Genomic DNA, 18,263 nt, shown 5'->3' with positions numbered 1-18,263 from the left:
TGTCGGCGTTCGCTGTGGCAGCGTTGGCCGTGCTGCCGTTCACCGGTCGGACGATCGACCGGCGGGGGCCGCTGCCTGTGCTGCTGACCGGTTCGGTGACGGCGGCTGTCGGGGCGATGGGGTTCGGGCTGGCGACGACCGCGCCGCTGGCGGTGGCGGCGTCGGCGGTGATGGGCGCGGGGATCGCGGTCATGCAGCCGGCGCTGGCGACGCTCATCGTGTGGTGCTCGACGCCGACGACCCGGTCGCGGGCATTCGCGGCGCAGTTCTTTCTGGCCAATCTGGGTCTGGGGATCGGTGGGCTGGTCGGCGGGCTGATGGTGGACGCGTCGAGCCCGGGGTCGTTCACGTTGCTGTTCTCGATCGAGGCGGTGATGTTCCTGGTGCTGGGTGCGGTCGTGGCGTCCGTACGGCTGCCGAGGACTCCCCGTGTGGAGACCACCGCACCGACGGCGAAGGCCGTGAACGGGTGGCGGGTGCTGTTCGCCGACCGGGCGATGGTGCAGCTGTGTGTGCTGGGCGGGGTCATGTTCTTCGCGTGCTACGGGCAGTTCGAGTCGGGGCTCGCGGCCTTCGCGACCGAGGTGACGAGGATTTCGACGTCCACGCTGGGCATCGCGCTCGCGGCGAACACGGCGGTGATTGTGGCCGCGCAGTTTCTGATCCTGCGGACGGTGGAGCGGCGGCGGCGAAGCCGCGTCATCGCGGGGGTCGGTCTGCTGTGGGCTGTCGCCTGGATCGCGGCGGGGCTGTCGGGGCTGGTGCACGGGTCGCAGGCGGTGGCTACGGCTCTGCTGATCTCCACGTACGCGATCTTCGGGCTCGGCGAGGCGATGCTGTCGCCGACCGTCGCTCCGCTGGTGGCGGATCTGGCGCCAGGGCGGCTGGTGGGGCAGTACAACTCGGCTTTCGCGCTGGTGAAGCAACTTGCGCTGGCGGTGGGGCCGGCGGCGGGCGGGCTGATGGCGGGGGCGGGTCTCTACGGGGAGTACGTGGTCGCGATGGTCGCGTGCTCGCTGGGGATCACGTGGCTCGCGCTGCGGTTGGGGCGGAGCCTCGCCCCGGCGCAGGATCAGCCGTTGCGTTCGGTGGTTGTGGCGTCGTCCGCGGGGCGCGTCCAGGAGCCCGTGGCGGCCTGACCTGACCTCGCGTCCTTGGCCATGGCCATGGCCATGGTCAGCGCGGAAGGGCGAACTCGCACCACACCGCCTTGCCGCCTCCCGGCGTACGGCGCGAGCCCCAGGCCGAGGCGACGGTGGCGATGATGGAGATGCCGCGGCCGGACTCGTCGGCGGGTTCGGCGCGGCGGCGGCGCGGGAGGTGGTCGTCGCCGTCGGTGACTTCGATGATCAGGCGGCGGTCGGTGCGGCGGAGCCGCAGGCGCATGGGCGGCATGCCGTGCTGCAGGGAGTTGCCCACCAGTTCGCTGGTGGCGAGGACGCCGAGGTCGACCAGTTCGACGGGGAAGCGCCAGGTCTCCAGCACGCCTGAGGCGAAGGCGCGTGCGCGCGGTGCTGCTTCGATGCCGCCGAGGAGGTCGAGGGAGGCGTTGCGGAAGAGGTCGGAGTCGGCGCCTTCGTGGTCGGGGTACTGGAGGACGAGGACGGCGACGTCGTCGTCGTGCTCGGAGGTGACGCCGAGGGCGCGCAGCAGGCGGTCGCAGATGACGGATGGGGTGCCGGTGGCGCCGGCGAGGGCGTTCATGAGGGAGGCGACGCCTTCGTCGATGTCCTCGCCGCGGCGTTCGATGAGGCCGTCGGTGTAGAGGACGGCGGTGGAGCCGGGGCCGAGGGGGATGGAGCCGGAGGTGTGCATCCAGCCGCCGGTGCCGAGCGGGGGGCCGGTGGGCTCGTCGGTGCGGTGGACGGTGCCCTGGGCATCGCGGACGAGGATGGGGAGGTGGCCGGCGGAGGCGTAGGAGAGGTGGCCTTCGCTGGGGTCGTGGACGGCGTAGACGCAGGTGGCGATCTGGGTGGCGTCGATCTCGGCGGCGAGGCCGTCGAGGAGCTGGATGACCTCGTGCGGGGGGAGGTCGAGGCGGGCGTAGGCGCGTACGGCGGTGCGGAGCTGGCCCATGACGGCGGCGGCGCGCACGCCGCGGCCCATGACGTCGCCGATGACGAGGGCGGTGCGGCCGGCGCCGAGGGTGATGACGTCGTACCAGTCGCCGCCGACGGCGGCGTCGGTGCCGCCGGGCTGGTAGGTGGCGGCGACGCGGAGGTCGTCGGGCTGTTCGAGCTCCTGGGGGAGGAGGCTGCGCTGGAGGGTGACGGCGATGTCGTGGACGCGGCGTTCGCTCTCGCGCAGGCGCTCGGCGGACTGGAACTGGTCGGTGACGTCGGCGGCGAAGACCAGGACGCCGCCGACCCCGGCGGCGGTGGCCTGGATGGGGGTGCAGGTGAACGTGAAGTAGCCCTGGCCGCTGGGCGTGGCGACGCCGCGGGCCTTGACGGTGCGGGGTTTCCCGCTGCGCAGGACCTGGTCCATGAGCGAGAGGATGCCGAGCTCGGCAAGCTCGGGGAGGGCCTCGCGGGCGGGGTCGCCGGGCTTGCGGGGGCCGAAGACGTCGGCGTAGGCGTCGTTGACGTAGCCGATGCGGTGCGCGGGGCCGTAGGTGACGGCGATGAGCGCGGGGACCTGGCCGAGCATGTCGTGGACGGAGAGCGCGTCCAGGACATGGGTGACCTCGTCGGCGAGCTCGGCGCGGGCGGCCGGGACGCCGCCGCCGGGTGCCGGGGGTTCGGCGGGGGCGGCGTTGCGTCGCTGCGTTCCGGGGAGCCGGACGCTCCAGCGCGTGATGTTCACGGGGTTTCACCTTCGGGAGCTTCGCCGGACGCGCCCGGTGCCCTGCGCTGTTCGCGGGGGTACGGGGGGTCGCCCCCCGGGAGAACGCAGCACGGGGTTTCACCTTCGGGAGCTTCGCCGGACGCGCCCGGTGCCCTGCGCTGTTCGCGGGGGTACGGGGGGTCGCCCCCCGGGAGAACGCAGCACGGGGTTTCACCTTCGGGAGCTTCGCCGGACGCGCCCGGTGCCCTGCGCTGTTCGCGGGGGTACGGGGGGTCGCCCCCCGGGAGAACGCAGCACGGGGTTTCACCTTCGGAGGCCTCGCCGGACGCGCCCTCTCGCGAGCCTTGCGTCGATGTCACGGCCGTTGGTGTCACGGCTTGGGCTTTGGATGAATGAAGCAAACGTCCGATTCCTCGTAATTGTCACGCTTTGCAGGTGCTGACGCACGCATGGTCACCCGTCCAGTGTGGCCGACCCGGCGCCTCTGGGGAATCGGCGGCGGTGTCCGCACTGCTTGTCAGGGCGCGTCGGGCTTGCGGCCGACGCCTGCGGCGAGCTCGAACTCGGCTCGCGGGTTCTCCAGGGAACCCAGCGAGACGATCTCTCGTTTGAAGAGCCCGGACAGGGTCCACTCGGCGAGGATGCGCGCCTTGCGGTTGAAGGTCGGGACCCGGCTCAGGTGGTAGGCGCGGTGCATGAACCAGGCCGGATAGCCCTTGAGCTTGCGGCCGTAGACATTCGCGACCCCCTTGTGCAGGCCGAGCGAGGCGACCGAGCCGACGTATTTGTGGCGGTACTCCCGCAAGGGCTGCCCGCGCAGGGCGGCGACGACGTTGTCGGCGAGGACCCTGGCCTGGCGGACGGCGTGCTGGGCGTTGGGGGCGGTCACCGCGTCGGGGTCGGGCGAGGTCAGGTCGGGGACGGCGGCGGCGTCACCGGCGGCCCAGGCGGCTTCGGTGCCGTCGATGCGCAGTTCGGCGGTGCAGGTGAGGCGGCCGTGGCTGTTGAGCGGCAGGCCGGTGCGGGCGAGGACGGGGTTGGGCTTGACGCCGGCGGTCCAGACGAGGGTGCGGGTGGGGAAGCGGGAGCCGTCGTCGAGGACGGCGATGCGGTGCTCGACGGATTCGAGGCGGGTGTCGAGGCGGATGTCGACGTTGCGGCCGCGCAGCTCGCTGATGGCGTACCGGCCCATCTCCTCGCCGACCTCGGGGAGGATCCGGCCGGTGGCCTCGACGAGGATCCACTTCATGTCCTCGGGGGTGACGTTGTGGTAGTACCGCACGGCATAGCGGGCCATGTCCTCCAGCTCGCCGAGGGCCTCGACGCCCGCATAGCCGCCGCCGACGAAGACGAAGGTCAGCGCGGCGTCGCGGACCTCCACATCGCGGGTGGAGGAGGCGATGTCGAGCTGCTCCAGGACGTGGTTGCGCAGGCCGATCGCCTCCTCGACGGTCTTGAAGCCGATGCCGTGGTCGGCGAGGCCGGGGATGGGGAGGGTGCGGGACACCGAGCCCGGGGCGAGGATCAGCTGGTCGTAGGGGATCTCCAGGCCGCCGGAACCTTCCTCCTCGGTGGCGAGGGTTGCGACGGTCGCGACGCGCTTGGCGTGGTCGATGCTGCGGGCCTCGCCGATGACGAGCTTGCACTTGTCCAGCACCCGGCGCAGCGGGACGACGACATGACGGGGCGAGATGGAGCCGGCGGCCGCCTCCGGCAGGAACGGCTGATACGTCATGTAGGGCTGCGGCTCGACCACCACGATCTCGGCCTCGCCCTGCTTGAGCTGCTTCTGCATGCGCAGCGCGGCGTACATCCCGACATAGCCGCCGCCGACGACCAGGATGCGGGGGATCTCCTTGAGTGCTCCCATCGCTCCATGAGGCATTGGGCGGACGGGGTTTGTCCACAGGGCGGACGGTCCCGAATGGACGGATCGGTGTGCGGGGGCCGTTGTCGGGCGGTCAGGAGCGGGGAAAGACGGGACAAGACGAACCAGTCGGGCGGGTACTCCGATCGTGCGGCAGTGCCCTCTTCTCTCTTGAGCGGTGCTCAACTATGTTCGTAGTTCGTCGGGGTTGCGTTTCGTGTGTCGCGCGCGCCGGCTTTCAAGGGGTGGGGAAGTCTCCGGGGGGAGACGTCATAACCGGGGGATACGCATATGCGCATTCAAGATGCTCAATGGGCGACGGCGGCGGCAGTGAACGCGGCGGTGGACGGCGCGGTGGGCGCGAACGGCGGCGGTGGCCGGCCCGGCCCGCTGCGGGTGGACGCCCAGCGCAATCTGGAACACGTGCTGCGTGCTGCGCGTGAGGTGTTCGGCGAACTCGGCTACGGGGCGCCGATGGAGGACGTGGCGCGGCGCGCGCGGGTCGGGGTCGGCACGGTGTACCGGCGGTTCCCGAGCAAGGACGTGCTGGTCCGGCGGATCGCCGAGGAGGAGACCGCGCGGCTGACGGAGCAGGCGCGGACCGCGCTCGGGCAGGAGGAAGAGGCCTGGCCGGCGCTGTCGCGCTTCCTGCGCACGTCGGTCGCGTCGGGCGCCGGGCGGCTGCTGCCGCCGCAGGTGCTGCGGCCGGGGGCGGACGTCTCGGACGAGGCGCGGGTGCCCCAGCAGCGCAGCGCGGTCGAGGACGGCGGGAGCAGCGACGGGATTCCGGAGCTGCTGGAGGTCGTCGGGCAGCTGGTGGACCGGGCGCGGGCGGCGGGCGAGCTGCGCGGCGACGTCTCGGTGGCGGATGTGCTGCTGGTGATAGCCACGGCGGCGCCCGCGCTGCCGGACCCGGTGGCGCAGGAGGCCGCCTCGGCGCGGTTGCTGGACATCCTGCTGGAGGGGCTGCGGTCGCGGCCGACGGCTTAGGGTCTTCAGGGTTCATTGCCCCGTTCGGGCCGTGGCCAAAGGTTCCGGGAGCGGAAGTCTCCCCGGACGAGTGGTTCCGGTGCCGGACGGGTCGACGGCCGGGATCGTTGTGCCAGGCTTTGCGCCGTGGATGAGGGAATCGGGGAGCCTGGGCCTGGAGCCGCTGCCGGCGCGGGCGAGGGTCTGCCGTCGCGGGAGCGCGTACCGGGGCAGCGGGAGCCGGGCCGGCGACTGCCGGGAGCCGGGCCCGACTCCGGGCCTGGCGCCGTACCCGGCACCTGGCCCGGTCCGGCGCGCGTGCCTGCGCAGGACGCGCGCGACCCGCTCCCCCTGTCGGACGCCGATCTGGTCGCGCGCGTGCGTGGCGGTGACGACGGCTCGTACGAAGAGCTTTACCGGCGGCACGCCGCTGCCGTACGGCGCTACGCGCGCAGCTGCTGCCGCGACGGGCACACAGCCGAGGACCTCACCGGCGAGGTCTTCGCGCGCACCCTGCAGGCGATCCGGGGCGGCAGCGGGCCCGACACCGCCGTGCGCGCGTATCTGCTGACGACGGTGCGCCGGGTCGCCGCCTCCTGGGGCAACACGGCCAAGCGAGAGCAACTGGTCGACGACTTCGCGGTCTTCGCGGTGTCGGCCGGCGGCTCGTCGGCGAACGAGGACACTCTGGACCTGGGCGCGGACGTACGCGCCATGCACGAGGCCGAGCAGTCGCTGGCCATCCAGGCCTTCCGCACCCTGCCCGAGCGCTGGCAGGCCGTGCTGTGGCACACCGCGGTCGAGGAGGAGTCGCCGAGCGAGGTCGCGCCGCTGCTGGGGCTGACCGCGAACGCCACGGCCGTGCTCGCGCACCGCGCGCGGGAGGGACTGCGGCAGGCATACCTGCAGGCGCATGTCTCCTCGACGCTGACGGCCGAGACCTCATGCGCACGCTACGCCGACCGGCTGGGCGCGCACGCTCGGGGCGGCCTGCGCATGCGGGCCGACCGGGAGCTGCGCAAGCACCTGGGCGAATGCGCGAAGTGCCGGCTGGCGGCGGCCGAGCTGGCCGATGTCAACGCCGCGCTGAAGGGACTGCTTCCGGTCGCGGTCATCGGCTGGTTCGCAGCTGCGTACGCGGCCAAGGCCGCCGGGATCGCGGTGGCGGGCGGCGCGGTTGCCGCCGGCGCCGGAGCGGGGGCCGCGGCCGCCGCTTCCGGCGGTGGCGGCGCTTCGGCGGGCGCGGGCGGCGCGGCGGTCGCCGAGGGCGCCAGTACGCCGGTCAAGGTCGGCATCGCCGCGGGTGTCGTCGCGGCGGCGGGGGTCGCGCTGGCCCTCGCCCTGGCCGGGGGCGACCACAAGCCGCCGGTGAAGGCCAAGCCCGAGCCGTCCGCCTCGCCGGTCGTCAAAGCCCCGCCGGTGACGCCTGCGCCGTCGAAGGAACGGACGCCTACGCCTTCGCCCACGCCGGCGCCTTCGTCTTCGGCGCGCCCGGTGCCGGTCGTCGCGGTGAGGCCGTCGCCCACGCCCAGGCCGAAGGCCTCGCCCACGCCGACCCCGACGCCCAAGCCGACTCCGAGCCCAACGCCGACGCCCACCCCGACCCCCGACCCCGAGGTCTACCAGGTCAACCAGCTCACCTACGGGCCCCTCGGCGACGGCACCTCCCCCACCATCCGCCCCGGCGACTGGGTCTGGCAGCGGTGGGGCCTCGCCATCGGCGGCACGTCCTACGGCTACGGCGTCACGGTCACCGCGCCGTCATCGGTGACGATCGACCTCAACCGCTCCTGCGTCTCGTACGACGCCCTCGTGGGCATCGACGATCTGGCGCTCGGGCTCGGCTCGGCGCGGTTCTCCGTGTACGGCGATGACACGCGTCTTTGGCAGTCGGATGTGGTGCGGGGCGGGGAGGCCGCGGTGCCGGTCCATGTGCCGCTCGGCGGCCGGCGGACGATCCGGCTCGTCGTGGAGGCGGGCGACGGGTGGCAGCCGGTGAATGTGGCGGACTGGGCGGTGTCGCGGATCGCCTGCGGCTAGGGCCTGTCCGGTCGGAGTGTCCTCAGAGGCCGGGTGGGCTGAGATCAGCCCACTTCGCAGGCGTCGTCGGCGCAGGCCTCCGCGGTGGGAGCCGACGCACCGGTCTCCGCGGCGACCTGTTCGAGCACGCGCAGGAACGTCGATGTCTCCTGGCCGCCCTGGACGGCCCACTTCCCCTCGAAGACGAAGGTGGGGACGGCGGTGATGCCGACGGCGCGCGCGTCGTCGATCTCGGCGAGGACTTCCTCCCGCCCTTCCTCGGACGCGAGGAACGCGGCTGCGCGGTCCCGGTCCAGACCGGCCTCGGCCGCCAGCGCGGCGAGCGCGTCGCGGTCGCCGACGTCGACGCCGTCGGCGAAGTGGGCGGTGAGGAGGCGGTTCTTGAGGGCGGCCTGGACGGTGGGTCCGTAGGCGGTGAGGGCGTGCCAGAGGAGGCGGTGGGCGAGCAGGGTGTTGGTTTCGAGGACGCGGTCGAAGTCGAAGGGCAGGCCTTCGGCGCGGCCGAGGGCGGCGAGGCGGTCGTCCATGGCTGCGGCCTGGGGACCGAAGCGAGCGGTGAGGTACTCGCGGTGGGGCTCGGGCTGCTCGCTCTTGTCGGGGACGAGCTGGTAGGGGCGGTAGACCACCTCGACGGTGTCGGCCCCGGGGAAGGCGGCGAGAGCACGCTCGAAGCGGTGCTTGCCGACGTAACACCAGGGGCAGGCGATGTCGCTGTAGATCTCGACCTTCACGGTGGCCTCACTCCTCATCCGTCCCCGTTTGCTGAAAGCTCAAGCAAGGCCAACAGCTCATCACGCTCCTGCATTCCCTGACCGGCCGTCCAGGCTGCGTCGTACGCGGCGTCGCCGAGCGCACCGCGGGCCCTGGCCTCGGAGTCGGCGAGGTCGGCGGCCTCGGGGACCGGCAGGGGCAGCCCGTTGCGCAGCGCATGAGCGGCTCCGTGCAGACGCGCTGCCTGCTCAGGGGCGCCCAGAGTGACGAGGAGGCCGGCGGACTGGTCGGCGAGGGCTGCGAGCTGGGGCTCGGTGAGACCGCCGTCGTCGAAGCCGGCGCTCAGGGCGGCGCGCAGGAGGGGGAGGGCGCGGCGGGGGTGGCCCTCGGCGGCGGTGATGCAGGCGTTGAGGGCTTTCATGAGGATGTAGAGCACGGGCGCCGGGGTGCCGAGGCCGGCCTGGGAGTGGGCGAGGCCGTAGAGCTCGCGGGCACGGGCGGTCTCGCCGTGGCGCAGCGCGATGAAGCTGAGGCCGTAGCGGATGTAGGTACGGGCGTCGTGGACGCCGTAGCGCTCGGCCTCGGCCAGTCCCTCGTTCAGCAGCTTCTCGGCGGCCGCGTCGTCACCGGCCCAGTGGGCGACCTCACCCATCCGGGCGAGCAGGAAAGGCGATTCGGCGCGCGCCCCCAGCTCGTCGCCCAGCCGCCTGGCGGCCTCCAGGTCGGCCTGGGCCGCCGCGTACTCACCGCGCACGCGGTGGATCTCGGCTCTCGCCCCGTGCACCTGCGCGCGCAGCCAGCGGTCGCCGGTGCTCTCGCCGAGGGCCAGCAGTTCGGGGAGGTCGGCATCGGCGTGGGCGATCCCGCCGGGGGTGTCGACGGCGATGTGGGTACGGAACAGCAGAGCGGTGGCCAGCTCCCACGGACCGCCGTACGCACGGCAGTTGGCCGTCGTGGCCTCCATGGCCGCGGGGATGCCGGCGTAGTCGCGGAAGATGAATCCGACGAAGGGCCACAGCAGACCGGGGAATCGGGCGGCGTGCGGCCCGGGGTGGCTGTAGGCCTCCTTGATGCGGGCGCCCATGGCCCGGGTCTCGTCGTTGAAGAACTCCTCCTCTGTCGCGAAGTCGCTCTTCACGAACATGTCCAGCATGCGCAGGTCCATGGACGGCCAGAAGGCCGGGTCGGCGGGGTCGGCGGGCGGCTCGCCCAGCTCGATGACCCGGTCGAACCAGACGGTGGCCTCGTCGCGGTAGGAGCGCACCCACCAGAACCAGCCCATCGCGAGGACGATCGCGGTCGCGTCATCGGTCTCCCGCTGCTCGATCGTGCGATGCAGCGCGGCGCGGATGTTGTCGAGGTCGGCCTCGACGCGGCCCGCCCAGAGGAGTTGGTCGGCGCCGCGCAGGTGGGGGTCGGCCGTGCGGGCGAACTCGCGGTAGTGGGCGGTGTGCCGGGCAGCGGCCGCGAGGAGGTCGCCGGGGGCGTCGGCGGCCCGCTCGGCGGCGTACTCGTGGATGGTCTCCAGCATGCGGTAGCGGATGTCGTCCGCCTTCTGCTGGGGCACGATCAGGGATTTGTCGATCAGCCGGCCGAGCAGACTGAGCGTGTCCGGCATGTCGATCACCTCCTCGGCGGCGGCGAGCGTGCAGCCGCCGGCGAAGACGCTGAAGCTGCACAGGGCGGCACGCTCGTCCTCGTCCAGCAGGTCCCAGCTCCAGTCGACGACCGCGCGCAGCGTCTGCTGGCGCGGCAGGAGCGTACGGCTGCCGCCGGTGAGGAGCCGGAAGCGGTCGTCGAGGCGGTCGGCGATCTGGCGCGGGGTCAGCATGCGCAGGCGGGCCGCGGCGAGTTCGATGGCGAGCGGCAGGCCGTCGAGGCGACGGCAGATCTCTTCGACGGCATGCGCATGCGGCGTCAGGTCGAAGCCGGGCCGCATCATGGCCGCGCGCTCCGCGAACAGCCGCTGCGCGGTGGGCGGGAGGAGTGGTTCGACGGGGCGTACGGCTTCCCCCGGGACGCCGAGCGGTTCACGGCTGGTCACCAGAATCGTCAGGCCGGGGCAGGACGCGAGGAGGGCGTCGGCGAGGAACGCGGCGGCGTCGATCACATGTTCGCAGTTGTCGAGTACGAGCAGCAGGCGGCGACTGCGGCAGTGTTCGAGCAGCCGGTCCGTGGGGTCCTCCGGACCGGCCGCGAACACATGGGCGTCACGGCGGCCCAGCGCGGTCAGCACGGCGCCCGGCACCGCGGCGGGATGGTCCAGCGGGGCGAGTTCGGCGAGCCACGTCCCGTCGGGGAAGGCCGCCGCGTCGGCGGCCGCCGCGGCTTCCTGCGCAAGGCGGGTTTTGCCCGAGCCCCCGGGGCCGGTGAGGGTGATCAGACGGGAGGCCGCCATGTCGGCGCGCAGCGCGCGCAGTTCGGCCTCCCGGCCGACGAATGTGCTGAGGCGGGCCCGCAGATTGCCCTGCACGGCGGGCGGTGGCGGTGCCTGTGCCTGTGCCTGTGATGACTGCGGCTGAGGCTGCGGCTCCTCGGCCGCTCTCAGCAACTGCGCGTGCAGCGCGCGCAGTTCCGGTCCCGGGTCCGTGCCCAGCTGCTCGGCGAGCGCGCCCCGGGCCTCCTCGTACGCCATCAGCGCGTCGGCGGCGCGGCCCGTCGCGCGCAGAGCGCGTATCAGCTGCGCGCGGAACGGCTCGTGCAACGGCTGCTTCGCGACCAGTTCCCGGAGCTGCGGCAGTACGTCGTCGGCCCGGCCCAACGCGAGGTCCGCGTCGATCCCGCGCTGCAACGCCGTCACGCGCTGCGCTTCCGGCCGCGCGGCGGCGCTCCCCCGGTCCGGGAGGTCGGCGAGCGCCGGGCCGCGCCACAGCGCGAGGGCGTCATGGAGGGCGGCTGCGGCGGCCGCCGGGTCGCCCCCGGTGTCCAGGGCGGCGGTGCCCTCGCGCACGAGGCGTTCGAACACGCGCAGGTCGATGTCGCACGGCTGGGCGTCCAGGCGGTAGCCCGCCGGGCCCGACATCACCGCGTCCTTGCCGAGGGCGCGGCGCAGCCGCGAGACCAGCGCCTGCAGCGCGCCCGGTGCGTCATAGGGCGGCTCGTCGTCCGGGCCGCCCCACACCTCGTCGATCAGCGTCTCCGCGGACACCGCGTGCGGGGCGCGCAGTGCGAGCGCGGTCAGCAGTGCGCGCAGCCGGGTGCCGCCGAGGGTGATCGGCGTGCCGTTGGCGCTTCGCGCCTCTGTCGCGCCCAGGATCAAGTACCGCACGCCCCCATTGTGCGGGGGCGGTGCCCTGCGCACCCCCGGATTACACCCCGCCGCTTCCCGAAACCAGGGGCAGCGCCCCTGGACCCCGAACGTCCTACGGACGTGTCCTCAAACGCCGGACGGGCTGGGGCCTGTCCGGCGGATCAGGGTCGGATAGGCCGCGGCGTCGCAGTGACATCAGCCGCTGGCGCGGCGGGCGGTGCATCGCAAGGCGCCGGAATGCCCGCAGACTGGTTTGTCTGTGGGCATTCCGGCAACGCCGCGAGGTGCCGTGCCAGGTGTCGCGGACCCGGCCATGATCCGCCGGACAGACCCTAGGGCCTGTCGTCGTCGCGGGGGCCCAGGAGTTCGTCGGCGAGGGAGGGGAGGTCGTCGAGGGGGGTTTCCTCGGCCCAGGAGGGGCGGGGACGGCGGGCGGGAGCAGCCCCGGGCGCGGGGAGTTCGCGGGTGCGCTCGGCGTCGGGGGTCTCGGGGCGGAAGAAGTCGGAGGGCACGCGGTCGGTGGGGGCGTCGCCGACCCTGGGGAGGACGGCGGTCTCGTCGGCGTCGGGCGTGGCCTTGTCCCGCACGGGCCGGAGGACAGCCGTCTTCTCGGCGTCCGGCGTGGCCTTGTCCGTGGCCTTGTCCTTGGCCTCGTCCCGCACGGGCCGGAGTACGGCCGTTTCCTCGGCGTCCGGGTTGGCTGCCGGAACGGCGGGCAGGACGGCCGTCTCCGCCGCATCCGGCGTGGCCGGCGGGACGGTGGGCAGAACCGCCGTCTCGGCCGCGTCAGGTACCGGGACCTCGACCGTCCTGGTCGCCTCGGCCTCCGCTGCGGCGGCCATGGCGGCGGCCGAGGCGGCGGCGGCTTCAGCGGCCAGGCGTGCCTGCTCGGCGCGGAGCAGCGCCTCCTCGGCCTTGCGCTGCTTCTCCAGGCGTCGTTCCTCGGCCTCGGCGCGCAGGCGGGCCTCTTCTTCCTTCTGGCGGCGGAGCCGGGCCTGCTCCGCCTCGTAGACACGCTCCTGGGCTTCGCGGCGCAGCCGCTCCTCCTCGGCGAGCCGACGGGCTTCCTCTGCGCGCAGCGCGGCGGCCTCGGCCTCGCGCTCTTCGGCCTCGCGGCGCTCGGCCTCCTCGGCGAGGCGCTTGCGCTCGGCTTCCTCGGCGCGGAGCTTGTCGAGCTGGGCCTGGCGTTCGCGTTCCAGCCGCTCTTCCTCGGCCTTGCGGGCGGCCTCTTCCTCGGCCCGTCGCCGGGCCTCCTCCTCGGCGAGCCGCTTGGCCTCCTCGCGGGCCTCGATCTCCTTGGCGGACATGGGCAGGACCTGGTCCAGCCGGTGCCGTACGACCGTGGTCACCGCCTCCGGCTCCTGGCCGCCGTCGACGACGAGGTAGCGGGCGGGGTCGGCGGCGGCGAGGGTGAGGAAACCGGAGCGTACGCGCTGGTGGAACTCGGCGGGCTCGGACTCCAGGCGGTCGGGAGCCTCGGTGAAGCGCTCGCGGGCCGCCTCCGGGGAGACGTCGAGCAGGACGGTCAGGTGCGGTACGAGACCGTCGGTGGCCCAGCGGGAGATGCGGGCGACCTCGGTCGGGGCGAGGTCGCGGCCGGCGCCCTGGTAGGCGACGGAGGAGTCGATGTAGCGGTCGGAGATGACGACGGCGCCGCGCTCCAGGGCCGGGCGGACGACGGAGTCGACGTGCTCGGCGCGGTCGGCGGCGTAGAGCAGCGCCTCGGCGCGGTGGGACAGGCCTGCGCTGGAGACGTCGAGGAGGATCGAGCGCAGCCGCTTGCCGACGGCGGTGGCGCCGGGCTCGCGGGTGACGACCACCTCGTGGCCCTTGCCGCGTATCCAGTCGGCGAGGGCTTCGACCTGGGTGGACTTGCCGGCGCCGTCGCCGCCCTCGACCGCGATGAAGAAGCCGGTGGGGGCAGGGGCCTGGGCCGGGTCGCCGCCGCGCAGCGCCTCGCGCAGGTCGCGGCGGAGCGGGACGCCCTGGCGGTCGTCGGTCTTGCCGAGGACGACGGCCGCGACCGGCAGCAGCAGCGCGCCGACCAGCATCAGGGCGTACGCGGCTCCGCCGTGGTCGAAGGTGAAGGAACCGTTCGCCAGGCGGTGGCGGCCGATCACCCCGGCGAGGATCGGCGCGCCGACGGCGGCGAAGGCCAGGAAGACCCGTACGACGGCGTGCAGGTGCTCCGTCATCCGGGCCTTGCGGGGCTCCTCGGCCTCCTGGTCGATCAGGGTGTGGCCGGTGTTGGCCGTGATGCCTGCCGCGACGCCGGCGAGCAGCGCGAGGAGCAGGACCGTGGCCGGGTCCGGGACGACGCCCATGAGCAGCAGCGCCAGGCCGGTCACGGCGATGGCCAGCGCGAACAGCCGGCGCCGGGACAGCGCCGGCAGCGTGCGCGGCGCGATCCGGATGCCCAGCACGGTGCCCGCGGTCAGGGCCAGGACCAGCAGTCCGTACGCGACCGGTCCGCCGCCGAGGTCCGCGGCGTGCAGCACGGCCAGCGCGACGGCGGCGGCCACCGCACCCGCCACGGCCGCCGTGGCCAGCACCAGCAGCGGCAGGGCCCCGGTACGGCCGCGCTCGGGCGCGCCGTGCGCGTCCTTGGGCAGCCGCAGGCCCTCCAGGGGGGAGCGCGGGCGTACGTGGTTGGCACTGGGCAGTTCGAGGAAGTACAGGACGGCGATAGACGCCGAGAACAGCCCCGCGGAGACGTAGGAGGCCAGCGCGACCTGGTGCACGTCGAACCAGTCGACGCCGACGCCCAGCAGATTGCCGAACAGCGTGATCACGACCAGCGCGGCGGCGGCGACCGGCAGCGCCACGAATCCGGTACGCAGATCCAGGCGGCGCAGCGCGTCCAGGTGGTCCGGGGCCGGGCGCACCACGCCCTCGCCGGGGGCGGGCGCCGGGAGCATGGCGGGCGCGGCGCCGTCCTTCGCCACGGTCCACAGGCGTTCGGCGACGCCGGTGACGAAGACGGTGGCCAGCAGCCAGGTCACGGCCGAGCCCGGCAGCCAGTCGACCCACAGCGGCGCGACGATCAGCAGCGCCAGGCGCACGCCGTCCGCGCCGATCATCGTCCAGCGGCGGTCGAGGAAGCCGCTGGGCGCGGTCAGCGCGCTGAGCGGGCCGAGCAGCACCGCCCCGAAGAGCAGGGTCGAGAGCAGCCTGGCCCCGAACACGGCGGCCACGGCGAAGGCCGCGCCCTTGTATCCGCCGCCGAACGGCTCCGTCGTGACGGCGGCCTGCCCGGTCAGCGCGACGAGCGTCAGCAGCGCGAGGCGGTCCGCGACGGTGCCGGTGAACTGGGCGCCCCACAGCTTGCGCAATGGCGGGATCTTCAGCAGCGCGCCGACGGCACGCTCGCGTGAATCCGCGACCAGGTCGCCCGCGAAGGCGTCGGTCACGTCAGTTGGCTGAATTGGTTCTTCGGCCGGCTGCTCCGATCGCGTCATTCCGCCAGCCTATCCGGAGCCGGGTGGTACCCGACGCCCCGCCCGAACACGTGGACGGGACAAGCCCTCTCTCCCCGGGTTGCGCAGCCCGCCGGCTGCGCTTTGTCCTCAATCGCCGGACGGGCTGAAATCAGCCCGTCCGGCGATTGAGGACGGAACCGGTCACCGCACTAGGCGGTGGGCTTCTTCGCGGCTGTGGCCGCAGCCGTGGCCTTCTTCGCGGGCGCCTTCTTGGCCACCGTCTTCTTGGCCGCCGTCTTCTTGGCGGCCGTCGCGGTCGTCGTCTTCTTCGCCGGCGCCTTCTTCGCGGGGGCCTTCTTCGCGACCGCCTTCTTCACCGGCCCCTTGGCCCGCTTCTCGGCGAGGAGCTCGTAGCCGCGCTCGGGGGTGATCGTCTCGACGTCGTCGTCACGCCGGAGCGTGGCATTGGTCTCGCCGTCGGTGACGTACGGCCCGAAGCGGCCGTCCTTGACCACGACGGGGCGCTCGCTCACCGGGTCCGTGCCCAGCTCCTTCAGCGGCGGCTTCGCGGCGGCGCGGCCGCGCTGCTTGGGCTGGGCGTAGATGGCGAGGGCCTGCTCCAGGGTGATGGAGAAGAGCTGGTCCTCGGTCTCGATGGAGCGGGAGTCGGTGCCCTTCTTCAGATACGGGCCGTAGCGGCCGTTCTGGGCGGTGATCTCGGTGCCGGACTCGGGGTCGGTGCCGACGACCCGCGGGAGGGACATCAGCTTCAGCGCGTCGTCGAGGGTCACCGTGTCGAGTGACATGGACTTGAAGAGCGAGGCGGTACGCGGCTTGACCGCGTTCTTGCCGGTCTTCGGGGTGCCCTCGGGGAGGATCTCGGTGACGTAGGGGCCGTAGCGGCCGTCCTTGGCGACGATCTGGTTGCCGGAGACGGGGTCGGCGCCGAGCTCGAAGTCGCCGCTGGGCTTGGCGAGGAACTCCTCGGCGAGCTCGACGGTCAGCTCGTCCGGGGGAAGGTCGTCGGGGACGTCGGCGCGCTGGCCGGGCTCGCCCTCGATGTCGCTGGGCTTCTCGACGTAGGGGCCGTAGCGGCCGACGCGGAGCATGATGCCGCCGGTACCGACGGGGAACGAGGAGACCTCGCGGGCGTCGATGGCGCCGAGGTCCTCGACCAGCTCCTTGAGGCCGCCGAGGTGGTCGCCGTCGCCGTTGCCGGCATCCGCGGCGGAGCCCTCCGCCCCGTGCTCGCCGCCGAAGTAGAAGCGGCGCAGCCACGGCACGGCACGGGCCTCGCCGCGCGCGATGCGGTCGAGGTCGTCCTCCATCTTGGCGGTGAAGTCGTAGTCGACGAGCCAGCCGAAGTGCTTCTCCAGGAGGCCGACGACGGCGAAGGAGAGGAAGGACGGGACGAGCGCCGTGCCCTTCTTGAAGACGTAGCCGCGGTCGAGGATCGTGCCGATGATCGAGGCGTACGTCGACGGGCGGCCGATCTCGCGCTCTTCGAGCTCCTTGACCAGCGAGGCCTCGGTGTAGCGGGCCGGGGGCTTGGTGGCGTGGCCGTCGGCGGTGATGTCGGTCGCCGACAGCGGGTCGCCCTCGGTGACCTGCGGGAGACGGCGCTCGGAGCTGTCGAGCTCGGCGTTGGGGTCGTCGGCGCCTTCGACGTAGGCCTTCATGAAGCCGTGGAAGGTGATGATCTTGCCGCTCGCCGAGAACTCGGCGTCGCGGCCGTCACTGGAGCGCCCGCCGACCTTGACGGTCACCGACTGGCCGACGGCGTCCTTCATCTGGCTGGCGACCGTACGCATCCAGATCAGCTCGTAGAGCCGGTACTGGTCGCCGGTCAGGCCGGTCTCGGCGGGGGTGCGGAAGCGGTCGCCGGAGGGGCGGATCGCCTCGTGCGCCTCCTGCGCGTTCTTGACCTTGCCGGTGTACACGCGCGGCTTGTCCGGCAGGTACTCGGCCCCGTAGAGCTGGGTGACCTGGGCGCGGGCGGCGGTGATGGCCGTCTCGGAGAGCGTGGTGGAGTCCGTACGCATGTAGGTGATGAAGCCGTTCTCGTACAGCTTCTGTGCGACCTGCATGGTGGACTTCGCGCCGAAGCCGAGCTTGCGGCTCGCCTCCTGCTGGAGCGTCGTCGTACGGAAGGGCGCGTACGGCGAGCGGCGGTACGGCTTGGACTCCACCGAGCGGACCGCGAAGGAGGAGTCGGCGAGGGCGGCGGCGAGGGCGCGGGCGGCGGGCTCGTCCAGGTGCAGGACGGTCGCGCCGTCCTTGAGGGCGCCGGTGGCGGCGTCGAAGTCGCGGCCCTGGGCGACGCGCTTGCCGTCGACCGTGGTGAGCTTGGCGGAGAAGGTGCCGGGGTCGGTGGCGTCGCCGGCGCGGCCGGTGGCGAAGGTGCCGGAGAGGTCCCAGTACTCGGCGGAGCGGAAGGCGATGCGCTCACGCTCGCGCTGGACGACCAGGCGGGTGGCGACGGACTGCACGCGGCCGGCGGACAGCCGGGGCATGACCTTCTTCCACAGAACCGGCGAGACCTCGTAGCCGTAGAGGCGGTCGAGGATGCGGCGGGTCTCCTGGGCGTCGACCAGCGGCTGGTTCAGCTCGCGCGGGTTGCGGACGGCTTCCTGGATCGCGTCCTTGGTGATCTCGTGGAAGACCATCCGGCGGACCGGGACCTTCGGCTTGAGGACTTCCTGCAGGTGCCAGGCGATGGCCTCGCCCTCGCGGTCCTCATCCGTTGCGAGGAGGAGCTCGTCGGAATCCTTGAGGAGGTCCTTGAGCTTCTTGACCTGCGCCTTCTTGTCGGCGTTGACGACGTAGATCGGCTGGAACTCGCTGTCGACGTTGACGCCGAGCCGCGCCCACGGCTGGCCCTTGAACTCCGCCGGCACTTCGGCGGCCCCGTTCGGGAGGTCGCGGATGTGCCCGACGCTGGCCTCGACGACGTATCCAGGGCCGAGGTAGCCCTTGATCGTCTTCGCCTTGGCGGGCGACTCGACGATGACGAGTCGCTGGCCGCCCTTTGCGGTCTCGCGGGTCGGGGACAACTTCGCTCTTCTCTCCGGGTCGAAGGTGGTCTCGCTGCGGAGTGTGACCGTACATCCCGGCCCCGTGTCAAACGGGAAAAGTCCGCAACGCCACTCGAACGGTAACCCGACTTCCATCCTGTCTGCCGCACGGATGGCAAGCCATGTCCGATTCATCCCCGTGGCGG

At 73.0% G+C, this 18,263-nt stretch carries 9 protein-coding genes (1 of these 9 only partly in view); 3 read left to right on the top strand and 6 right to left on the bottom strand.

The genetic code is table 11. The features are described 5' to 3' along the window. Positions 1-1,139, top strand: partial view of an MFS transporter gene (locus tag OG607_RS24085; RefSeq protein ID WP_405727086.1) — the 3' portion only. It extends 145 nt beyond the left edge of the window; the window shows 1,139 of its 1,284 coding nt (coding positions 146-1,284); its start codon lies off the left edge, out of view; its stop codon occupies positions 1,137-1,139. Positions 1,140-1,176: 37 nt separating this feature from the next. On the opposite strand, the gene OG607_RS24080 is transcribed toward OG607_RS24085, so the two are convergent. Continuing rightward, the gene (locus tag OG607_RS24080) at positions 1,177-2,805 is read right to left on the bottom strand and encodes a SpoIIE family protein phosphatase (protein WP_405727083.1); all 1,629 of its coding nucleotides are present in this window, start codon (positions 2,803-2,805) and stop codon (positions 1,177-1,179) included. Positions 2,806-3,304: 499 nt separating this feature from the next. Further along, a complete protein-coding gene (locus tag OG607_RS24075) occupies positions 3,305-4,657 on the bottom strand; it encodes an NAD(P)/FAD-dependent oxidoreductase (RefSeq protein ID WP_405727080.1) in 1,353 nt (450 codons plus the stop codon). A gap of 288 nt (positions 4,658-4,945) precedes the next feature. Between OG607_RS24075 and OG607_RS24070 the strand changes: the two genes are divergently transcribed. Then, positions 4,946-5,644, top strand: coding sequence for a TetR/AcrR family transcriptional regulator (locus OG607_RS24070; RefSeq protein WP_405727077.1), 699 nt, complete (start codon positions 4,946-4,948; stop codon positions 5,642-5,644). Between the two features lie 126 nt (positions 5,645-5,770). Continuing rightward, complete coding sequence (locus OG607_RS24065) at positions 5,771-7,663, top strand: sigma-70 family RNA polymerase sigma factor (RefSeq protein WP_405727074.1); 1,893 nt, start codon at positions 5,771-5,773, stop codon at positions 7,661-7,663. 44 nt (positions 7,664-7,707) lie between these two features. On the opposite strand, the gene OG607_RS24060 is transcribed toward OG607_RS24065, so the two are convergent. The 4 genes from OG607_RS24060 to topA all read right to left on the bottom strand — a co-directional run bounded on the left by OG607_RS24060 (position 7,708) and on the right by topA (position 18,096). Continuing rightward, complete coding sequence (locus tag OG607_RS24060) at positions 7,708-8,394, bottom strand: DsbA family oxidoreductase (protein ID WP_405727071.1); 687 nt, start codon at positions 8,392-8,394, stop codon at positions 7,708-7,710. Positions 8,395-8,408: 14 nt separating this feature from the next. Beyond that, complete coding sequence (locus tag OG607_RS24055) at positions 8,409-11,642, bottom strand: AfsR/SARP family transcriptional regulator (protein WP_405727068.1); 3,234 nt, start codon at positions 11,640-11,642, stop codon at positions 8,409-8,411. Positions 11,643-11,956: 314 nt separating this feature from the next. Next, positions 11,957-15,082 (bottom strand): dTMP kinase, encoded by a 3,126-nt coding sequence (gene tmk, locus OG607_RS24050; RefSeq protein WP_405727065.1) that lies wholly within the window; start codon positions 15,080-15,082, stop codon positions 11,957-11,959. Positions 15,083-15,252: 170 nt separating this feature from the next. Next, positions 15,253-18,096, bottom strand: coding sequence for a type I DNA topoisomerase (topA, locus tag OG607_RS24045; RefSeq protein ID WP_405727062.1), 2,844 nt, complete (start codon positions 18,094-18,096; stop codon positions 15,253-15,255). Positions 18,097-18,263: the final 167 nt, after the last annotated feature.

This window comes from Streptomyces sp. NBC_01537 (assembly GCF_045040445.1).
GTDB lineage: Bacteria > Actinomycetota > Actinomycetes > Streptomycetales > Streptomycetaceae > Actinacidiphila.
This window is presented reverse-complemented; position numbering and strand designations above follow the sequence as displayed.